The organism is Streptomyces populi (assembly GCF_002911015.1).
Lineage (GTDB): Bacteria > Actinomycetota > Actinomycetes > Streptomycetales > Streptomycetaceae > Streptomyces > Streptomyces populi.
Map to the genome: position 1 here is coordinate 1 of NZ_KZ626877.1, position 17,244 is coordinate 17,244.

Sequence of the window (17,244 nt, forward strand, 5' to 3'; positions counted from 1 at the left end):
GGGGGTCCGGGGGCGGCGCCCCCGGTACGGGAAGGGTAGGGGCGGAGGGGGCGAAAACCCGCTTGGGTCCGGGCGCCCGGGGATGCCGGGCGCCCAGGGGTGTTCAGAAGCCCGCCGGCTCCGTGTAGATGCCCCACTCGTCGCGCAGGACACCGCAGATCTCACCCAGCGTCGCCTCGGCGCGGACCGCCTCCAGCATGGGGGCGATCATGTTCGAGCCGTCGCGCGCCGCGGCAAGCATGGCGTCCAGCGCGCCGCGCACGGCCGCCTCGTCACGGTCCCCCTTGCGCGAGGCCAGCACCCGCACCTGCTCGCGCTCCACCTCGTGACTGACCCGGAGGATCTCCAGGTCGCCGGTCACGGACCCGTGGTGGACGTTGACGCCGACGACCCGCTTGTCGCCCTTCTCCACCGAGCGCTGGTACTGGAACGCCGACTCGGCGATCTCGCCGGTGAACCAGCCGTCCTCGATCCCGCGCAGGATGCCGGAGGTGATGGGACCGATGGGGTGCCGCCCGTCCGGGTGCGCCCGCAGTCCGCGCTCCTTGATCTGCTCGAAGATCTTCTCCGCGTCGGCCTCGATCCGGTCGGTGAGCTGCTCGACGTACCAGGAACCGCCCAGCGGGTCGGCGACGTTGGCGACGCCGGTCTCCTCCATGAGCACCTGCTGGGTGCGCAGGGCGATCTCCGCGGCCTGCTCGGAGGGCAGCGCGAGCGTCTCGTCCAGCGCGTTGGTGTGCAGCGAGTTCGTGCCGCCGAGGACCGCCGCGAGCGCCTCCACGGCCGTGCGCACGACGTTGTTGTACGGCTGCTGGGCCGTCAGCGAGACGCCGGCGGTCTGCGTGTGGAAGCGCAGCCACTGCGCCTTCTCGGAGGTGGCACCGTACACGTCCCGCATCCAGCGGGCCCAGATCCGGCGGGCCGCGCGGAACTTGGCGATCTCCTCGAAGAAGTCGACGTGCGCGTCGAAGAAGAACGACAGACCGGGGGCGAAGACGTTCACGTCGAGGCCGCGGGAGAGGCCCAGCTCCACGTAGCCGAAGCCGTCCGCCAGCGTGTAGGCGAGCTCCTGCGCGGCCGTGGCACCGGCCTCGCGGATGTGGTAGCCGGAGACGGACAGCGGCTTGTACGCGGGGATCTTCTCGGCGCAGTGCTCCATCAGGTCGCCGATGAGGCGCAGGTGCGGCTCGGGCTGGAAGAGCCACTCCTTCTGCGCGATGTACTCCTTGAAGATGTCCGTCTGGAGCGTGCCGTTCAGCACGGCGGGGTCGATGCCCTGGCGCTCGGCGGCGACCAGGTACATGCAGAAGACCGGCACCGCGGGACCGCTGATCGTCATCGACGTGGTGACGTCACCGAGCGGGATGTCCCGGAAGAGGACCTCCATGTCGGCCGCCGAGTCGATCGCGACACCGCAGTGCCCGACCTCACCGAGCGACCGGGGGTCGTCCGAGTCGCGGCCCATCAGCGTCGGCATGTCGAAGGCCACCGAGAGGCCCCCGCCGCCGTTGGCGAGGATCATCTTGTAGCGCTCGTTGGTCTGCTCGGCGTTGCCGAACCCGGCGAACTGGCGGATGGTCCACGTGCGGCCCCGGTAGCCGGTCGCGTAGAGCCCGCGGGTGAACGGGTACTCGCCGGGCCAGCCGATCCGCTCGAAGCCCTCGTACTCGTCCCCGGGCCGGGGACCGTACACCGGCTCCACGGAATCACCGGAGAGCGTGGTGAAGTCGGCGTCGCGCTTGCGCGACGCGTCGTAACGGGCCTGCCAGCGTCGGCGGCCTTCCTCGATGGCGTGAGCGTCCATGCCTTCAAATTTACTAGGACGTCCTAGTAAATGTCGATGGGGAACCGCCGTACGGTCTCGTACGGCGGTCCGGATCAGGCTTTGGCGACCGCGGGAGCGCCCTCGGCGACCTGGGAGTCCAGCTCGCGGCTGATGCGGCGCTCCACGAAGAAGGCGGCCGTGGGGATGGTGCCCGCCAGCAGCACCCAGAGCTGCTTGCCGACCGGCCACTTCGCCTTGGAGCCCAGGTCGAAGGCGAAGATCAGGTAGACGACGTACAGCCAGCCGTGCGCGATGGCGACGACGCGGGTGAAGTCCGCGGCCCCGTCGAGGCCCATGCCGTACTTGGCGATCATGCTGAGGCACAGCAGCACCAGCAGCACGCCGGTGACGTAGGCCATGACGCGGTAGCGGGTCAACACGCTCTTCTTCATGGCACGAGGGTAACCACCCTTTTCGGCCGATCTTCACGCGCCCCCGCGCCTGGTCCGCGCCGGGCTACGGGAACCGTCCGCCGGCGGCCGGCCCGGCGCCGGTCACTCCTCGTCGAAGTCGTGCGCGGCGACCCGCAGCGGCCGCAGCATCGCGAAGATCTCCGCGCACTCCTCGGCGTCGTAGACCCCGAGCCCGAAGTCCATCGCCATCAGGTCGCGGGTCGCCGCGTCGCAGACCTCGCGGCCCTTGTCCGTGATGGAGGCGAGGGTGCCTCGGCCGTCGTTCGGGTTGGGCCGCTTGTCGACGAGCCCGGACCGCACCAGCCGGTCCACCGTGTTCGTCACGGACGTCGGGTGCACCATGAGCCGCTCGCCGATCTTGGACATCGGCAGCTCGCCCGCCTTGGAGAAGGTGAGCAGCACCAGCGCCTCGTAGCGCGCGAAGGTCAGTCCGTACGGCTTGACGACCGCGTCCACCTCGGCGAGCAGGATCTGGTGCGCGCGCATGATCGAGGTGATGGCGGACATGGACGGCACGGAACCCCAGCGCTGGCGCCAGTGTTCATCGGCGCGGGCGATGGGATCGAAGGCAAGGCTGAGCGGCTTCGGCACGCCGACGACCTTACCGGCCGGTCACATCATGGTCAGCCCTGTCTCGCTTTTCGGTACCGGCCCCCGCGGGGACGGGTCGGGACGGCACTGAACGGGGTCCGGGGAGGGGGAAGGAGGGGGAGGGGTGGGGAGGGGCGGCGCGCATCAGGCGCCGGTCCCCTGCGGGTCCGGGGAGGGGGGTGGGGGCAGGTCCCCGGTGGTCGTGTGACGGGTCCGGGGAGGGGGCGGGGCCTCGGCCGTCGGCCGGCGGTCCTGACCCGCCTCCACCGGCGCCCGTACCCCTATCGGTCCCCGCCCGGTCCGGCCTCCCCGGCCCGCGTCGCGCCGCGCTCGGCGTGCCGTGCCGCCATCGCCAGGGCCACGCAGGAGGCGGTTCCCAGGACGCCCGCGCCCACGATCGTCGCCCGTACCCCGGCGAACTCCGCCACTACGCCCGACAGGGCCATCCCCACGCCCTGGACGGTCATCAGTCCGGCCGTGTTCAACGTCATGGCCCGCCCGAGCAGTTCGTCCGGCACCGCCCGCACGAACCACTGGTCCAGGCCGAGGGTGTACGCCGATCCGGCGCCCGCGAGCACCAGCAGGACCAGCGACCAGCCGAGACCGGGCCGCAACGCGTACGCGGCGTAGGGCAGCAGCGTGACGCAGACCAGCGGAAGCGTGAGCCGGTTGCGGGTCGCCGGCCGCAGCCGCGAGCCCGCGAACAGCTCCCCCGCGATCGTGCCGACCGGCAGCGCGCACATCAGCAGGCCGAGCCCGGCCGTACCGGCCCCGAGCCCCTCGGCGTACGGCGCCGCCAGCGCCTCCGGCGCGACCGTGAACATCGGCGGCACCCAGAACAGCAGGAGCAGCACGAGGGTCCGCCGGTCGGCCAGGACCCGACGGGCACCGCGCAGGGAGTCCCGTACGAGCGCCTGTCCCCGGTCCGCACGCGCGGGCCGCCGTCGGGTGCCGAACCGTAGCAGCGCGGCGGAGAGCAGGAAGGTGCAGACCGTGACGAGGAGCGCGTGGCGCGGGGAGACGACGGTGAGCAGCAGTCCGCCGGCCCCGAACCCGGCCAGCAGCGCGCTCTGCGACAGGATCCGCAGCAGGGAGCGGCCGAGCACGAACAGTTCGCCGTCACCGAGGACGTCCGCGAGCGTCGCCGTCCGGGTCCCCTGGAAGACCGGGGCGACCAGGGCGAGCGCGGCCCGCATCGCCAGCAGCACCGCGACGGGTGCGCCCGGCAGCGCCATCACGGCCACGCACCCCGCGCACACCAGGTCGCACACCACCAGGACCCGGCGGGCCGGGAAGCGGTCCGCGACTCCCGCGAGCAGGGTCCCGCCGATCAGGTAGGGCAGGAACCCGAGCGCGAACGTCAGGGCGCTCAGCAGCGGGGAGCCCGTCAGGCCGTAGACGAGGACGGAGAGCGCGATCTCGCTGACGACGAGCCCGAGCAGGGAGAACGCGTGCGCCGCGAAGACGGCGCGGAACTCGGGCACGGCGAACACGGGACCGTACCCGGTCCGTGCGGGCGCGGCCTCCGCGACAGCCGTCGTCGCGGCGGGCGCGGGCCCGGGAATGTCGCCCGCGGCGGCCCCCGCGGGCTGGGGTGCGGGCACCGTCGTCGTGCCCTTCGTCTCTGCTTCCGGCATGGACGTCAGCGTGCCCGGTCCCGCCCCGGAGCCGTAGAGTTTCGGCGTCAGCCGAATCTTCTGGGGTCGCTCCATGCCGTCACTGCTGCACTTCGGGGAGGACGACCTCCTCAACTGCCGCTTCGCGGTGTCGTCGTTGTGGGAGACCCAGGAGGCGGTCCGCACGCTCGACCGGCCCGCGCGGCACGGTTATCACGCGCCCTGGCTGCGCCGTATGCGCGCGGCGGCCGCCGGGCTCGACCTCACCCCGCTGTGGCTGCTGATGCCGCTGCGCGGCTACTCCCCCGACTGGCTCGGACCGCCCCCGCTGGGCCCGGCGGCGAGCTTCGAGGAGGAGATCGCCGCCGTCCGCGCGGCCGACCCGGACGTGGCCCGCCGGGAGAGCGCGCGTTCGCTCGCCGACACCCCCGGCGCCCTCGCCTCGCCGCGCGGCCGGGCGATGCTCGCCGACCCGGCCCGCATGGTGCGCGAGCTGACGGACCTGCTGGAACAGGCCTGGCACACCCTCGTCGAGCCGGACTGGCCACGGCTGCGCGCCCTGCTGGACGCCGACGTCGCCTTCCACTCCCGACGGCTCGCCGAGGTCGGCCTCGGCGGGCTCCTCCCGGAGATCGACCGGCGTTTCGGCTGGCGCTCGCACACGCTGACCGTCGAGGTCGGCGGCCGGCACGAACGGCACCTGGCCGGCCAGGGCCTCGTCCTCATGCCCAGCGTGTTCTCGTGGCCGGACGTGATCAGCGGCTTCGAACCCCCGTGGCAGGCGACGCTCGTCTACCCCGCGCGCGGTGTCGGCGGCCTGTGGACCGAGGCGGCGGGCCGTACCCCCGACGCGCTCGTACGGCTCCTCGGGCGCGGCCGGGCCGCCGTGCTCACCGCGCTCGACGAACCGGCCGGCACGACCGCGCTGGCGCACCGGCTGCGCCTCGCCCCGTCGTCGGTCTCCGCGCATCTCACCGCCCTGCGCGACGCGGGCCTGCTCGTCTCGCGCCGGTACGGGCACCAGGTGCTGTACGAGCGGACACCGCTCGGGATCGCGCTGGCATCGGGCGGCGGCTGACCGAGGGCCGGCGGATGTCCCACCGCGCCACGCCGCTTCCCTGCCACAATGTCCCCTTGTGCCACGATTGGTGACTGGTCGTCACCTTCGCGCAAGGGAGCAGCATGCCCCGGCTGATCCACGCCCTCGCGGCATTCGCGGCGCTCGGGCTCGTGGCGGGCTGCACGCCCGCGCCCGAGACCGGCCGGGCCTCCGCCGCCGGTGCCTCCCCGCGGCGGACGGGCTCCGCCGCCCGCTCACCGTTCTGGGTCGACCCCGCGAGCCCGGCGGCCCGGCAGATCGAGCTGTGGCGCGGGCAGGGCCGCGACCGGGACGCCGCGCTGCTGAAGCGGATCGCGGACGAGCCCGTCGCCCTGTGGCCGGCCGGTGAACTGGACCCGGGCCCGGCGGTCCGGTCGGCGGTCGCCTCCGCGACCCGGGAAGGGCGGACGGCGCTGTTCGTGGCGTACGACATCCCGCACCGGGACTGCGGCCAGCACTCGGCGGGCGGGGCCGCGGACGCGGACGCCTACCGGCGCTGGATCGGCCGGTTCGCCGAGGCCCTCGGCGGGGGCCGGGCCCTGGTGGTCCTGGAACCGGACGCGGTCGCCCACATCGTGGACGGCTGCACGCCCGGCGAACACCACGAGGAGCGCGAGCGGCTGCTGAGCGAGGCGATCGTCCGGCTGAAGCGCCAGCCGCGCACCAAGGTGTACCTGGACGCCGGGAACCCCTCCTGGATCCCCGACCCCGGGAAGCTGGTCGAGCCCCTGGAACGCGCGGGCATCGCGAACGCCGACGGCTTCTCGCTCAACGTCTCCAACTTCCAGACGGACACGGTCAGCAAGCGGTACGGCGTCCGTCTCTCCGGCAGGCTCGGCGGCAAGCACTTCGTCGTCGACACCAGCCGCAACGGCAACGGCCCCCTGGAGGGGGTCTGGTGCAATCCGCCGGGCCGGGCGCTGGGCACCCGGCCGACCACGGCCACCGGCGAGGCCGTCCTCGACGCCTACCTGTGGATCAAGCGGCCCGGCGAGTCGGACGGCGAGTGCGGGGGCGGCCCGGCGGCCGGCCGGTGGTGGCCGGACTACGCCCTGGAGCTGACGCGCGGCCCCGCCGGCTGACGGCCGGGCCGGACGGCGGCCACCGGCCCACGAGCGGCGGCCGGTGTCACCCGACCTGGATCCACTTCGCCTCGGACGGTGTGCCCCGCGCGTCCGTCACGAAGAGCATGTACCAGCCGGGCGGCACCAGCGCCGGGTCCCTCGGCACGTCGACGGTGACCGAGTCCGCCGTCTTCGTCAGCCCCAGCTCGATCGACCGCTGCTCGACGTCCGTGGTGTGGGTGACGGCGCTCGGCCGCATCAGCCGCGCCTTGACGACCCGTTCCGGGTGGGCGGTGGCGAACGTCGCCCGGTGGTTCGCGTCCAGCCGCCCGGGCCCGTGGCCCAGCACCGGACGCCGCGCGCCGTCGCGGTGCAGGGCCGGCGGGGTGAAGACCTCCATGCGCTGTTCGAAGTGGCCCAGCTTGGTGTTCTTCCGGTCGTCGAAGAGCGGGTCCGAGCCGAAGGTGGCGACGCGGCCGTCCGGCAGGAGCAGCGCCTCGGAGTGGTAGTTGCGGCCCACGCGGGGGGAGGCGGCCTCGCGGAAGCTGTTGGTCCGGGGGTCGTAGAACTGCGCCTTGAGGATGTTGCTGGCACCGCGCCCGCGGTAGTCCCGGGAACCGTTGGTGGTGAAGACGGTGTCGTCCGGCATGACCACGCTGTTCAGGTAGCGCGTGCCCTGCGGGAGGTCGGGGCCGTCCTCGAAGGCCGGGCTGTCCTTCTTGAGGTCGACGACGGCGGTGCGGGCGGTGGACCTCCTGGAGTCGCCGACGCCTCCGCCGCCGAGGATCATCACCTTCTGGTCCTGGGCGGGCGGGAGCAGGACCGAGGCGGAGGTCTCCGTCCGGTCGGCGTCCCTGAGGCCGGGGACCTTCTGGAAGGTGTCGGTCCGCGGGTCCCACAGGCCCGGCTCGCGGCCCTGGTCGGCGGGTCCGTATCCGGCGTTGGAGGCCGGGTAGAAGAGCTTGCCGCCCCGGGTGAGGAAGAGGGCCGGGTAGGTGGGGAAGTAGCGGTGGGGCCCGGGGCTCCACTTCTTCGTCACCGGGTCGTAGATCTCGGTGTCGCCGGGGTCGATGACCCCGACGTCGTCGAGTCCCGAGACCGCGAGGACCCGTCCGTCGTCCAGCCCCACGAGGGTCGGGTACCAGCGGGCCTTGTCCATCGGATCGACGGGGATGTACCGCTCGGCCTTCGGGTCGAACTCGTAGGCGGCCCTGATGCCCTGGAAGTCCTGCTTCTCCAGGGTGATCTTCTCCGAGAGGCCGTACGTGTTGCGGGCGTCCTCGCCGCGCAGGCCGACGATCTCGTACTGGGCCCGTCGGCCGGTGACCGACCCCGGCCCCTTCTCCTCGGCCTCCACGAAGACCCGGGCCTCTCCGGCGGTGACCTCGGTCCGCCAGGGCCGCATGGCGCCGTTGCGGTCGTAGGTGATGATCTGGTTCCGCTTCGCCCTGGGGACCGTCACGTCGGCCCTGCTGACGTAGTCGACGCCGGCGGGCGACCGGAAGACGGTGCCCTTCTCGAGGACGACGGTCTTGTCGGGGTTCTCGTTCTTCACCCGCATGCCGCCGCCGGCCCGGACGACCTCGCCGTCCAGTTTCTCGTAGCGGGCGGTGCCGCCGGCCACCAGCATCCTGCCGTCGGGGAGCTGGGCGTGCCCCGAGCAGAAGAAGTCGTCCGGTGTGGGGATCTTCTTGAAGGTGTTCCTCACCGGATCCCACAGGACCGTGTCGAAGGAACCCCGGTCGAACTTCTTCTGCTCGTTGCCCGACCCGGCGACGATGAGCACCTTCCCGGTGTGCAGCAGGGCCGCGTGGATCGCGTTGGTGCGGTACTCGGCAGGGATGTCGACCCGGCTCCAGGAGCCGTACCTCGCCTTGTAGGCGGGCCGGGAGATCTCGTACTCGTGGTACGCCTCACCGGCGAAGCCGAGCGCGGCCGGGGCGTTGAGTCCCGCGAGGACGGCGAGGCACGCGATGCCGAGCAGCGTCTTCCTGGTCTTCTTCGAGGGCCGGTGCGCCATGGACTAGGTGCCTCCTGTCGTGGGGCCGGTGACCGTGATGGGGGTGGCGGCCGCCGGCGACTCCCGGCTGTCGGGGAGACGGACGGGAGCGGGCGGCGCGAGCCGGGTCCGGCGCTCCCCGACGAGGGTGCGGATCCAGACCACGACCGGGGCGAGGGAGATCCCCATGGCCAGCAGCGCCCAGGTCCGCATGGCCGCGTGGGTGTGGCCGAGGACGGCCGAGGCGCCGAGCGAGACGGCGAGGAACGCGGCCCAGCCGAGGTGGACGCGGAAGGTCCCCAGCCGGTCGGGGCTCGCGTCGTGGCCCTTCGGGGTGACGACGAAGCGGCTGGGGCGCCGCAGGACAGCCTCGCTCAGGGCCTTCAGATAGACGGGCGCCGACAGGGCCGACATCGCCATGCCGGCCAGACCGCCCGATCCCTCGGGTTCGTGCGGCGAGACGTTGTGCCGCCGGTTCCACAGGTACAGACAGACCTGCAGGGCGGCGGCGTCGCTGTAGAGCATCAGCCACACGGACGCGGTGACCTCCGTCCCGGACGCCCCGAACCACAGGAACAGGAAGCAGCTGAGGATGCCCAGGAGCCAGTTGACGGCCGTCATCGGGTAGTAGAGGAGCATCAGCGTGTACGAGAGGAGCCGGCCCGCCGGCATGGTGAACAGCGCCTTCCCGTACTGCCGGAACAAGGTCTCGTAGGAGCCGCGCGACCAGCGCGTCTGCTGGGTGAAGAAGTCGGTCCAGGAGGAGGGCCCCTCACCGACGGCGAGGACGTCCGGCGTGTAGACGGACCGCCAGTGCCGGCCGGTTCGGGGGTTGTGGTGCCGGTGCAGTTCGAACCCGGTGGCCATGTCCTCGGTGATGGAGTCGTACAGTCCGCCGATCTGCTTGAGGGCGGCGATCCGCACGACGTTGTTGGTGCCGACGAACATGGGCGAGCCGTAGCGGTTGCCGGCGCGCTGGATCAGGGCGTGGAAGAGGAACTGCTGGGACTCGGCGGCCTTGGTGACCGGGTTCCCGTAGTTCCCGTACACCTGGGGGCCGACGACGAACGCGACGTCGGGGTCCCGGAAGTAGCCCATCATGCGCTCGAGGAATCCGGGCAGCGGGACGTGGTCGGTGTCGACGGAGGCGAAGAAGTCGTACGCGTGCCCGTAGAGGTCGAGCCATGCGTTGTAGTTGCCGTGCTTGGTGCGGGCCTTGTGGCTTCCCTCCGGGCGGTTCCACTCGGGCACCCCGCGCCGGGTGAAGTGCCTGACCCCGAGTTCGGCGCAGAGGGCTCTGGCCTGGTCGTCGTCACCCTCGTCGAGGAGCCAGACGTCGAGGGGGCCGGTGTGGGTGAGGGCGACCGCGCCCTCGAGGGTGGCGCGGACCGTGGCGAGGGGTTCCTTTCCGGGGACGTAGGTGGTGAGGAAGGCGACCCGGGTGCCGTGCGCGGGGGTCACGGGTACGGGATCGCGCGCGACCATCGCCGCGTGGGCGATGCTCAGGACGTTGACGACCACGAAGAGTTCGATCAGGCCGATGGAGACGAGCATCGTGGTGTCGAGGACGGTCAGCCAGGGCTCGCCGCCCTCGCGTTCCACCCAGTGGGTGGGCCACACGAGGTAGACGAGGAGCGCGCCGGCGAGGACCGGGGCGAGGGTCATCAGCAGGATGGCGCTTATTCGGTGCGGCTCTCGCGACAGGAGCTTGGTGTACTGCACCCGGTAGCCGGTGCCGGACGGCCGGGTCAGGGGTCCGGCGAGTCGGCTGTAGGTGTCGTAGTCGTAGCCCGCGGGCCGCACATCGCCCTCCCGTGGTTCGACGAGCCGGTGATCGTTGTGGCTGGTACCCACACATAAGTGGAGTTTTCGCCACGCGGCGAGCGGGACGGGGCCGAAGGGGTGCGACGGCGGGCGGGCGGGTGGTCTTTCGCTCCCGGGGCGGCCGCCCGGCTCCGGGCGGGGAACTGCGCGCCCGCGCGGGGAGGATGGCGCCGGCCCGGGCCGGACACACGTGAACCCCGGCCCTGGGGACCGGGGTTCACACTGCGGGTGCGCACCGCGGGCTCGCGCCCGGAACGGTGCCGATATGCCGACAAACCGTCATGCGGTCATGGCGTCATGCCGACAGGTGGCGCTCCACCGTCTCCACCTTGGAGGTGAGGCCGTCCGTCACACCGGGGCGGATGTCCGCCTTGAGGACGAGCGAGACGCGGGGTGCGCGCTCCTCGACGGCGGCGACGGCGCGCTTGACGACGGCCATCACCTCGTCCCACTCGCCCTCGATCGAGGTGAACATCGCGTCGGTGCGGTTGGGCAGGCCCGACTCGCGGACCACGCGGACGGCGTCGGCGACGTACTCCCCCACGTCCTCGCCGACGCCCAGCGGCGTCACGGAGAAAGCGACGATCATGCCTTCACGGCCCCCTCGGCGACGGCGCGGGAGGCGACGACCGCGTCCTCGGCCTCACGCTTGAGCCTGCGCTCGGCGAAGAAGCCGCCGGTGGGCAGGACGGAGAGGACGAAGTAGAGGGCGCCGGTGCCGACGCTCCACCGGGCACGGTTCCAGGCGTCCGCCCAGAAGATCACGTACAGGACGAAGAGGAGGCCGTGGACCGCGCCCATCACGGGCACGGCGTTGAACTCCGTGGTCCGCTTCAGCACCGAGCAGACGAGCAGCAGCAGGAAGGAAACGGCTTCGGGGGCCGAGACCAGGCGGAGCCGGCGGAGTGCGGTGGCGGTCTTTATGTCCACGGGTCACCTTCGGGGGTTTCGCTGTCGGAGGGTTTCGCTGTCGGAGGGGGCGCTTCCTTGTGAACGCAAGCACAAGCGCCCCGGCCATTGTGGCATCCGGCGGGCACGGTCCCGGGGCCGGGGGCGGGCGACGCTCCCGGGGAGCGGGCGGCACCCCTAGGGGGCGGATCAGGGACGGGATCCGCCTACAGGCCCTGTTCGGCGCTCCGGCCCTGCGGCTACCTTCACAGCGTGGCGATGTTTCGACTTCAGGGCAGCAAGGTGCTGGCCGTCGACATGACCGGGGACGCCGTCAAGGCGAAGAACGGCTCCATGGTCGCGTACGACGGTCAGATGGCCTTCAAGAAGCTGAGCGGGGGCGGTGAGGGGATCCGGGGGATGGTGACCCGGCGCCTGACCGGCGAGCAGATGACGGTGATGGAGGTGAAGGGGCACGGCACCTGCTGGTTCGCGGACCGGGCCTCGGAGATCAACCTGGTGTCCCTCCAGGGGGACAAGCTGTACGTGGAGTCGAGCAACCTGCTCGCCACGGACACCGGTCTGCGCACGGGCACGACGTTCACGGGGCTGCGCGGCGCCTCGCAGGGCAACGGTCTGTTCACGACCACCGTCGAGGGCCACGGCCAGGCGGCGATCACCTCGGACGGGCCCGCGGTGGTGCTGCGGGTCAGCGCGCAGTACCCGCTGACGGTCGACCCGGGCGCCTACATCGCGCACCAGGGGAACGTACGGCAGTCGCTGCAGTCCGGTGTGACGTTCCGCACGCTCCTCGGCGAGGGCGGCGGCGAGGCGTTCCAGATGCGCTTCGAGGGCGACGGGCTGGTCTACGTCCAGCCCAGCGAGCGCAACACGATCGCGGGGGATGTGTGACATGGCGTTCCGCGAGGTGAACTCGAAGATGGTCGAGGCGACGGTGGTGCCGGGGCAGCGGCTGTTCAGTCAGCGCGGCGCGATGCTCGCGTACAAGGGCGAGGTGTCGTTCACACCCAACGTCCAGGGCGGGCAGGGCGGTGTGATGTCGATGATCGGCCGCCGCCTGGCCAACGAGGCGACCCCGCTCATGACCGTGGAGGGCTCGGGCACGGTGTTCTTCGGGCACGGCGGCCACCACGTCCAGGTGATCACCCTCACGGGTGACACGCTGTACGTCGAGGCGGACCGGCTGCTGGCCTTCGACGGGACGCTGCAACAGGGCACGATGTTCCTGGGCTCGCAGGGCGGCGTCATGGGCATGGTGCGGGGCCAGGTGACGGGCCAGGGGCTCTTCACGACCACGCTCAAGGGACACGGGGCCGTGGCCGTCATGGCGCACGGCGGCGTCTTCGAGGTCCCGATCACCCCGCAGCGGCCGGTGCACGTCGACCCGCAGGCGTACGTGGCGCACCACGGCGACGTGCGCAACAAGCTGTCCACGGCGCTGGGCTGGCGCGACATGGTGGGGCGCGGCTCGGGCGAGGCGTTCCAGCTGGAGCTGAGCGGCAGCGGTTCGGTGTACGTCCAGGCCTCGGAGGAGAAGCTGTGAGCGGGTACGGAGTCCCCGGCGGTCCGGTGGTCCACGATCCGATGACGCTGCCGGTCGACGACAACGTCAACAAGTACACCTTCTGCGTGGAGCTCAAAGGGAGCGAGTGGTTCCTGCAGAAGGGCAAGATGATCGCCTACTACGGGTCCATGGAGTTCAACGGCATCGGGCACGGTCGACTTGACCGTCTTGTCCGTACGTCGTTCCATTCGCCACTGCACGCGAGTGACTGGGTCGTGGCGCAGGGCTCGGGCAAGATGCTGCTCGCCGACCGGGCCTTCGACGTGAATTCGTACGACCTCGACGACGGCAACCTGACCATTCGCTCCGGCAACCTGCTCGCTTTTCAGCCAAGTCTCGCGCTCAAGCAGTCGATCGTGCCGGGCTTTCTGACACTGATCGGAACCGGCAAGTTCGTGGCCGCGTCCAACGGCCCGGTGGTGTTCATGGAACCCCCGATCCGGGTGGACCCGCAGGCCCTCGTCGGATGGGCCGACTGCCCCTCCCCGTGCCACCACTACGACCACGGGTACATGACGGGCGTGATGGGCGGTCTACGTGCGATGACGGGCCTCGGAGGGGCCTCCGGCGAGGAGCACCAGTTCGAGTTCGTGGGGGCGGGCACGGTGCTGCTCCAGTCCACCGAGATCCTGATGGCCGAGCAGGCCACGGGGGCGGTCCCGCAGCAGGCCGGAGTGCCCGGCGCGGGAGGGGTGCCCGGTCAGCACGGTCAACAGACCGGGGCACCGCGCCTTCCCGGACAGCTGGGGGACCTCCAGCGTCGCTTCGGGCTGTGAGCGGTAGTCTGCGGAGTGTGACGTCGAACGCACGTCGAACACGTGCGCACTGTCACACAACCCCTCACTAGTTCGCATTTCAACATTTTAGGTAGACTTCATTTATGGAGACCGAGACGGCCACGCGCTGGCTGACCGATGCGGAGCAGTGCGCCTGGCGCACCCACCTGGAGGTCAACAGGCTGTTGACGTACCAGCTTGAGAGGGACCTTCAGCCCTTCGGGCTGACGATGAACGACTACGAGATCCTGGTGAACCTCTCCGAGTCGGAGGGCGTGCGCATGCGGATGAGCGACCTGGCGTCCGCCACCCTCCAGTCCAAGAGCCGGCTCTCGCACCAGATCACGCGCATGGAGAACGCGGACCTGGTGCGCCGGGAGAACTGCGAGTCCGACCGGCGGGGGCTGTACGCGGTCCTCACCGAGCACGGCATGGAGACGATGAAGAAGGTCTCCCCGCATCATGTGGCGTCCGTGCGGCGGCACTTCATCGATCTGCTGTCACCCGAGGCGCTCGAGGACCTGCACAAGTCGCTGCGCCCGATCGCCGAACACCTGCTGGGACAGCGCGGCAAGCCTTAGGCGCACGGCGCGGCCCCCGGCGGCATGATCCGACGACCGTGCTCAGCCGGATCACCGGGCCCCGTCCGTCACCTCGGGCCGGGCGCCTCCGGCCGCACGGTACCCCGCGTCCGCGTCCGGACGCGGGGTACCCGCTTTCCGTACGCAGACCAGGGCCACGCAGATCGCCGGCGTCCCCGAGAGCGCGAAGCACAGCCCCAGCGGCAGTCGGCCCACCAGCAGGCCCGCACCGGCGGCGCCCAGGGAACTCCCGGCGTTCACCGCGGTGTTGACCCAGGCTCCGGCCTGGGTTCGAAAGCCCGGCGGGGCCGCCGCGTCGGCCATCAGGTACGCGGTCGTCAGGGCCGGGGCGACGAAGAAACCGGCACAGGCCACGGCCACGGCCAGCGCCCCGAGGCTCTGCGCGAGCCCCGCTCCGAGCAGCGCGAGGCCCAGCGCGCCGGCCAGCAACGGCAGCCGTACGCCGGGGGCCGCGCGCCAGTCGACCGCGCCGTTCAGCAGACCGCCCAGGGCGCTGCCCAGGGACAGCGCGGCGAGCACCCAGGCCACGACACCCGCGCCGTGGTGGTGCCGCTCGGCGAACGCCATGACCAGCAGGTCGACCGCGCCGAGGGACAGGCCGACACCCGACGCCACGACGACGGGCCTGGCCAGAGCCCGGCCGCTCTGCCCGCGGAGCCCGCCGCGCTCCTTTCCGCCCGCCGACCCACGCGCCTTTCGCGCTGAGGACGGACGGACGCCCGCCACGAGCGGGGACAGGACGAAGGCCAGGGTGCCCGACCACACCAGCAGGGCGCTGAGCGCGACCGCGGCTGCGGGCGGCGCCGTCTGCACGACCGCGCCGACCGCCAGGGGACCGGAGACGAAGAGGATCTCCTCCACGACTCCGTCCAGGCTGTAGGCGCGCTGCAACAACCCTTCGTCCTGGACCACTTCGCTCCACATGGCGCGCAGCGTGGGGCCGAGCGGCGGGGTGCAGGCACCCGCGGCGACCGCGAGCGCGCCGATCGCCGGAACGGGAGCACCGGGGCGCCAGGCAATGACCGCGAAGGCCGTGAGCAGGCCCGCGTAGAGCGAGGCCATGGGAATCAGGGCGCGGCGGGCGCCGTACCGGTCGATCAGCGCCGCCCGGACGGGTGACAGGAACACGCTCGTCGCGCCGAACAGCGCCATGACCGTGCCGGCTACGGCGTAGGACCCGGTGGCGCGGGTGGTGGTGAGCATCATGGCCAGGGAGACGACGCCGTACGAGAGACGGCCGGTCATGGCCGCCGCGAAGGTGCGGCGGGCGTAGGGCGTGCGGAAGAGCGCGGCGTAGGACGGCCGCGAGGATGACGCAGACATGGGTGGAGTTCCTCAGCACCGAGGCGGGACAGGGGTCGCCGGAGTGCCGCGACGCCACGACCACGGTGCCGTGTGCACGTCGCGGGCCTGAGCGGCCCCTACGCCAAGAGGAGGAACATGCCCTCAACGTAGCAGCGCCCACGCCGCACCGGCCTCGAATTTCCACGGCCACGGCCGGCCGGCCTCGAACGGAACCTGCCGCCAACGTCCCGTGACAGCGCCCGCGACGTGCCGCCCGCCTGTTCCCCGGCCGCACCACCGGCTTCCGGCCCCGAACGGAACCGCACCGCCTCCGACGTCCGCCCCGTGTCCTCGCGCGAGGTGCCGGCCGCAGGGGGCGTCAAGCCCTGCGGAAGCTCCGCGAAGGCTCCTCCCCGCCACCCGGGCGTCCCCCGGCGCGCGACGCCGAGCCGCTCCCCGAGGGGGCGTGCCGTCGGGGCGGGTGCACTCGGCGGTGTGCAGCGCACCCTCGCCGCACCTCAGCGCGCCGGGACGCGCCACGCCGGCCACGCGGCGGGCGCCCGCGCCGGCCTTCGGAACGGTGCCGCCCGGTGTCGGGCGGCTCGGCCGGGCGTCGGGTCCGGGTCCGGGTCCGACGGGTCGGCTCGGCTCGCCCGTGGGCCTTGGGGTCGCCCGGGCGGGTCAGCTTTCCTTCAGGCCCTCGATCAGGGAGTCCGCCGCTACGTAGGGGTCCAGTTCGCCCGCGACGATGCGTTCCGCGAGGGCGCTCAGGCGGCGGTCGCCGTGGAGGTCGCCGATGCGGCGGCGCAGCGCGGTGACGGCGATCGTCTCGACCTCCTGGGAGGCCCGGGCGAGCCGGCGCTCGGCCAGGACGCCGTGCTCCTCCATCCACGCCCGGTGCTTCTCCAGGGCCTCGACGACCTCGTCGACGCCCTCGCCGCGCGCGGCGACGGTCTTGACGATCGGCGGGCGCCAGTCCCCCGGGCCGCGGGACTCTCCGAGGCTGAGCATGTGGTTGAGTTCACGGGCGGTGGCGTCGGCACCGTCGCGGTCGGCCTTGTTGACGACGTACACGTCGCCGATCTCCAGGATCCCGGCCTTGGCCGCCTGGATGCCGTCGCCCATGCCGGGGGCCAGCAGCACCACCGAGGTGTCGGCCTGGGAGGCGATCTCCACCTCCGACTGGCCGACGCCGACGGTCTCGACCAGGATCACGTCGCAGCCCGCCGCGTCCAGGACGCGGATCGCCTGGGGCGCCGACCAGGCCAGTCCGCCCAGGTGGCCGCGCGTCGCCATCGAGCGGATGTAGACGCCCGGGTCCGAGGCGTGGTCGGACATCCGGACGCGGTCGCCGAGGAGCGCGCCCCCGGAGAACGGCGAGGACGGGTCGACGGCCAGCACGCCGACCCGCTTGCCCTGCCGGCGGTAGGCCGTCACCAGTGCCGACGTCGAGGTCGACTTGCCGACGCCGGGCGAGCCGGTGAGCCCCACCACGTACGCGTTGCCGGTCAGCGGGGCCAGCGCGGCCATGACCTCACGGAGCTGCGGTGCCGCGCCCTCCACCAGGGAGATCAGCCGGGCCACCGCCCGCGGCCGTCCTTCCCTGGCCTGGGTCACCAGCGAGGAGACGTCCTGCATCACAGCTCCGTTCACGAGAGGTCGGTCCTACGAAAGCGGG

16 protein-coding genes are annotated in these 17,244 nt (G+C 72.1%); 6 read left to right on the forward strand and 10 right to left on the reverse strand.

The window, feature by feature from the left end:
- Nucleotides 1-103 precede the first annotated feature (103 nt).
- The 4 genes from CW362_RS20345 to CW362_RS20360 all read right to left on the reverse strand — a co-directional run bounded on the left by CW362_RS20345 (nt 104) and on the right by CW362_RS20360 (nt 4,466).
- Nucleotides 104-1,804: a coenzyme B12-dependent isobutyryl-CoA mutase large subunit gene (locus tag CW362_RS20345; RefSeq protein ID WP_103550931.1), complete on the reverse strand. Its 1,701-nt coding sequence runs from the start codon at nt 1,802-1,804 to the stop codon at nt 104-106.
- 74 nt (nt 1,805-1,878) lie between these two features.
- Nucleotides 1,879-2,217 (reverse strand): DUF3817 domain-containing protein, encoded by a 339-nt coding sequence (locus CW362_RS20350; protein WP_103550932.1) that lies wholly within the window; start codon nt 2,215-2,217, stop codon nt 1,879-1,881.
- Between the two features lie 102 nt (nt 2,218-2,319).
- Nucleotides 2,320-2,829, reverse strand: coding sequence for a MarR family winged helix-turn-helix transcriptional regulator (locus tag CW362_RS20355; RefSeq protein ID WP_103550933.1), 510 nt, complete (start codon nt 2,827-2,829; stop codon nt 2,320-2,322).
- Nucleotides 2,830-3,110: 281 nt separating this feature from the next.
- Nucleotides 3,111-4,466, reverse strand: a complete 1,356-nt coding sequence (locus tag CW362_RS20360; protein WP_103550985.1) for an MFS transporter — start codon at nt 4,464-4,466, stop codon at nt 3,111-3,113.
- A 73-nt stretch (nt 4,467-4,539) separates the two neighbouring features.
- Between CW362_RS20360 and CW362_RS20365 the strand changes: the two genes are divergently transcribed.
- Both CW362_RS20365 and CW362_RS20370 read left to right on the forward strand, forming a co-directional pair.
- Nucleotides 4,540-5,523 (forward strand): ArsR/SmtB family transcription factor, encoded by a 984-nt coding sequence (locus CW362_RS20365; protein WP_103550934.1) that lies wholly within the window; start codon nt 4,540-4,542, stop codon nt 5,521-5,523.
- Nucleotides 5,524-5,627: 104 nt separating this feature from the next.
- A complete protein-coding gene (locus CW362_RS20370) occupies nt 5,628-6,626 on the forward strand; it encodes a glycoside hydrolase family 6 protein (protein WP_103550935.1) in 999 nt (332 codons plus the stop codon).
- A gap of 46 nt (nt 6,627-6,672) precedes the next feature.
- Here CW362_RS20370 and glxA read toward each other — a convergent pair whose 3' ends face one another.
- The 4 genes from glxA to CW362_RS20390 all read right to left on the reverse strand — a co-directional run bounded on the left by glxA (nt 6,673) and on the right by CW362_RS20390 (nt 11,361).
- Entirely contained in the window at nt 6,673-8,628 is a 1,956-nt protein-coding gene (gene glxA, locus CW362_RS20375; protein ID WP_103550936.1) for a radical copper oxidase GlxA, read from the reverse strand.
- A gap of 3 nt (nt 8,629-8,631) precedes the next feature.
- On the reverse strand, nt 8,632-10,410 hold the full coding sequence (locus CW362_RS20380) for a glycosyltransferase family 2 protein (protein ID WP_103550937.1): 1,779 nt from the start codon (nt 10,408-10,410) through the stop codon (nt 8,632-8,634).
- 316 nt (nt 10,411-10,726) lie between these two features.
- Nucleotides 10,727-11,020 (reverse strand): MTH1187 family thiamine-binding protein, encoded by a 294-nt coding sequence (locus tag CW362_RS20385; protein WP_103550938.1) that lies wholly within the window; start codon nt 11,018-11,020, stop codon nt 10,727-10,729.
- Nucleotides 11,017-11,361 (reverse strand): DUF3817 domain-containing protein, encoded by a 345-nt coding sequence (locus tag CW362_RS20390; protein ID WP_103550939.1) that lies wholly within the window; start codon nt 11,359-11,361, stop codon nt 11,017-11,019. Before CW362_RS20390 ends, CW362_RS20385 begins: the two co-directional genes overlap by 4 nt.
- A 237-nt stretch (nt 11,362-11,598) precedes the next feature.
- Between CW362_RS20390 and CW362_RS20395 the strand changes: the two genes are divergently transcribed.
- The 4 genes from CW362_RS20395 to CW362_RS20410 all read left to right on the forward strand — a co-directional run bounded on the left by CW362_RS20395 (nt 11,599) and on the right by CW362_RS20410 (nt 14,261).
- The gene (locus CW362_RS20395) at nt 11,599-12,231 is read left to right on the forward strand and encodes an AIM24 family protein (protein WP_103550940.1); all 633 of its coding nucleotides are present in this window, start codon (nt 11,599-11,601) and stop codon (nt 12,229-12,231) included.
- A gap of 1 nt (nt 12,232) precedes the next feature.
- Nucleotides 12,233-12,883, forward strand: coding sequence for an AIM24 family protein (locus tag CW362_RS20400; RefSeq protein ID WP_103550941.1), 651 nt, complete (start codon nt 12,233-12,235; stop codon nt 12,881-12,883).
- Nucleotides 12,880-13,680: an AIM24 family protein gene (locus tag CW362_RS20405; RefSeq protein WP_103550942.1), complete on the forward strand. Its 801-nt coding sequence runs from the start codon at nt 12,880-12,882 to the stop codon at nt 13,678-13,680. Before CW362_RS20400 ends, CW362_RS20405 begins: the two co-directional genes overlap by 4 nt.
- A 104-nt stretch (nt 13,681-13,784) precedes the next feature.
- Complete coding sequence (locus tag CW362_RS20410; protein ID WP_103550943.1) at nt 13,785-14,261, forward strand: MarR family winged helix-turn-helix transcriptional regulator; 477 nt, start codon at nt 13,785-13,787, stop codon at nt 14,259-14,261.
- Between the two features lie 51 nt (nt 14,262-14,312).
- Here CW362_RS20410 and CW362_RS20415 read toward each other — a convergent pair whose 3' ends face one another.
- Together CW362_RS20415 and meaB are read right to left on the reverse strand one after the other, a co-directional pair.
- Nucleotides 14,313-15,605: an MFS transporter gene (locus tag CW362_RS20415; protein ID WP_240657932.1), complete on the reverse strand. Its 1,293-nt coding sequence runs from the start codon at nt 15,603-15,605 to the stop codon at nt 14,313-14,315.
- Nucleotides 15,606-16,247: 642 nt separating this feature from the next.
- Nucleotides 16,248-17,204 (reverse strand): methylmalonyl Co-A mutase-associated GTPase MeaB, encoded by a 957-nt coding sequence (gene meaB, locus CW362_RS20420; RefSeq protein WP_103550944.1) that lies wholly within the window; start codon nt 17,202-17,204, stop codon nt 16,248-16,250.
- Between the last annotated feature and the right edge of the window lie 40 nt (nt 17,205-17,244).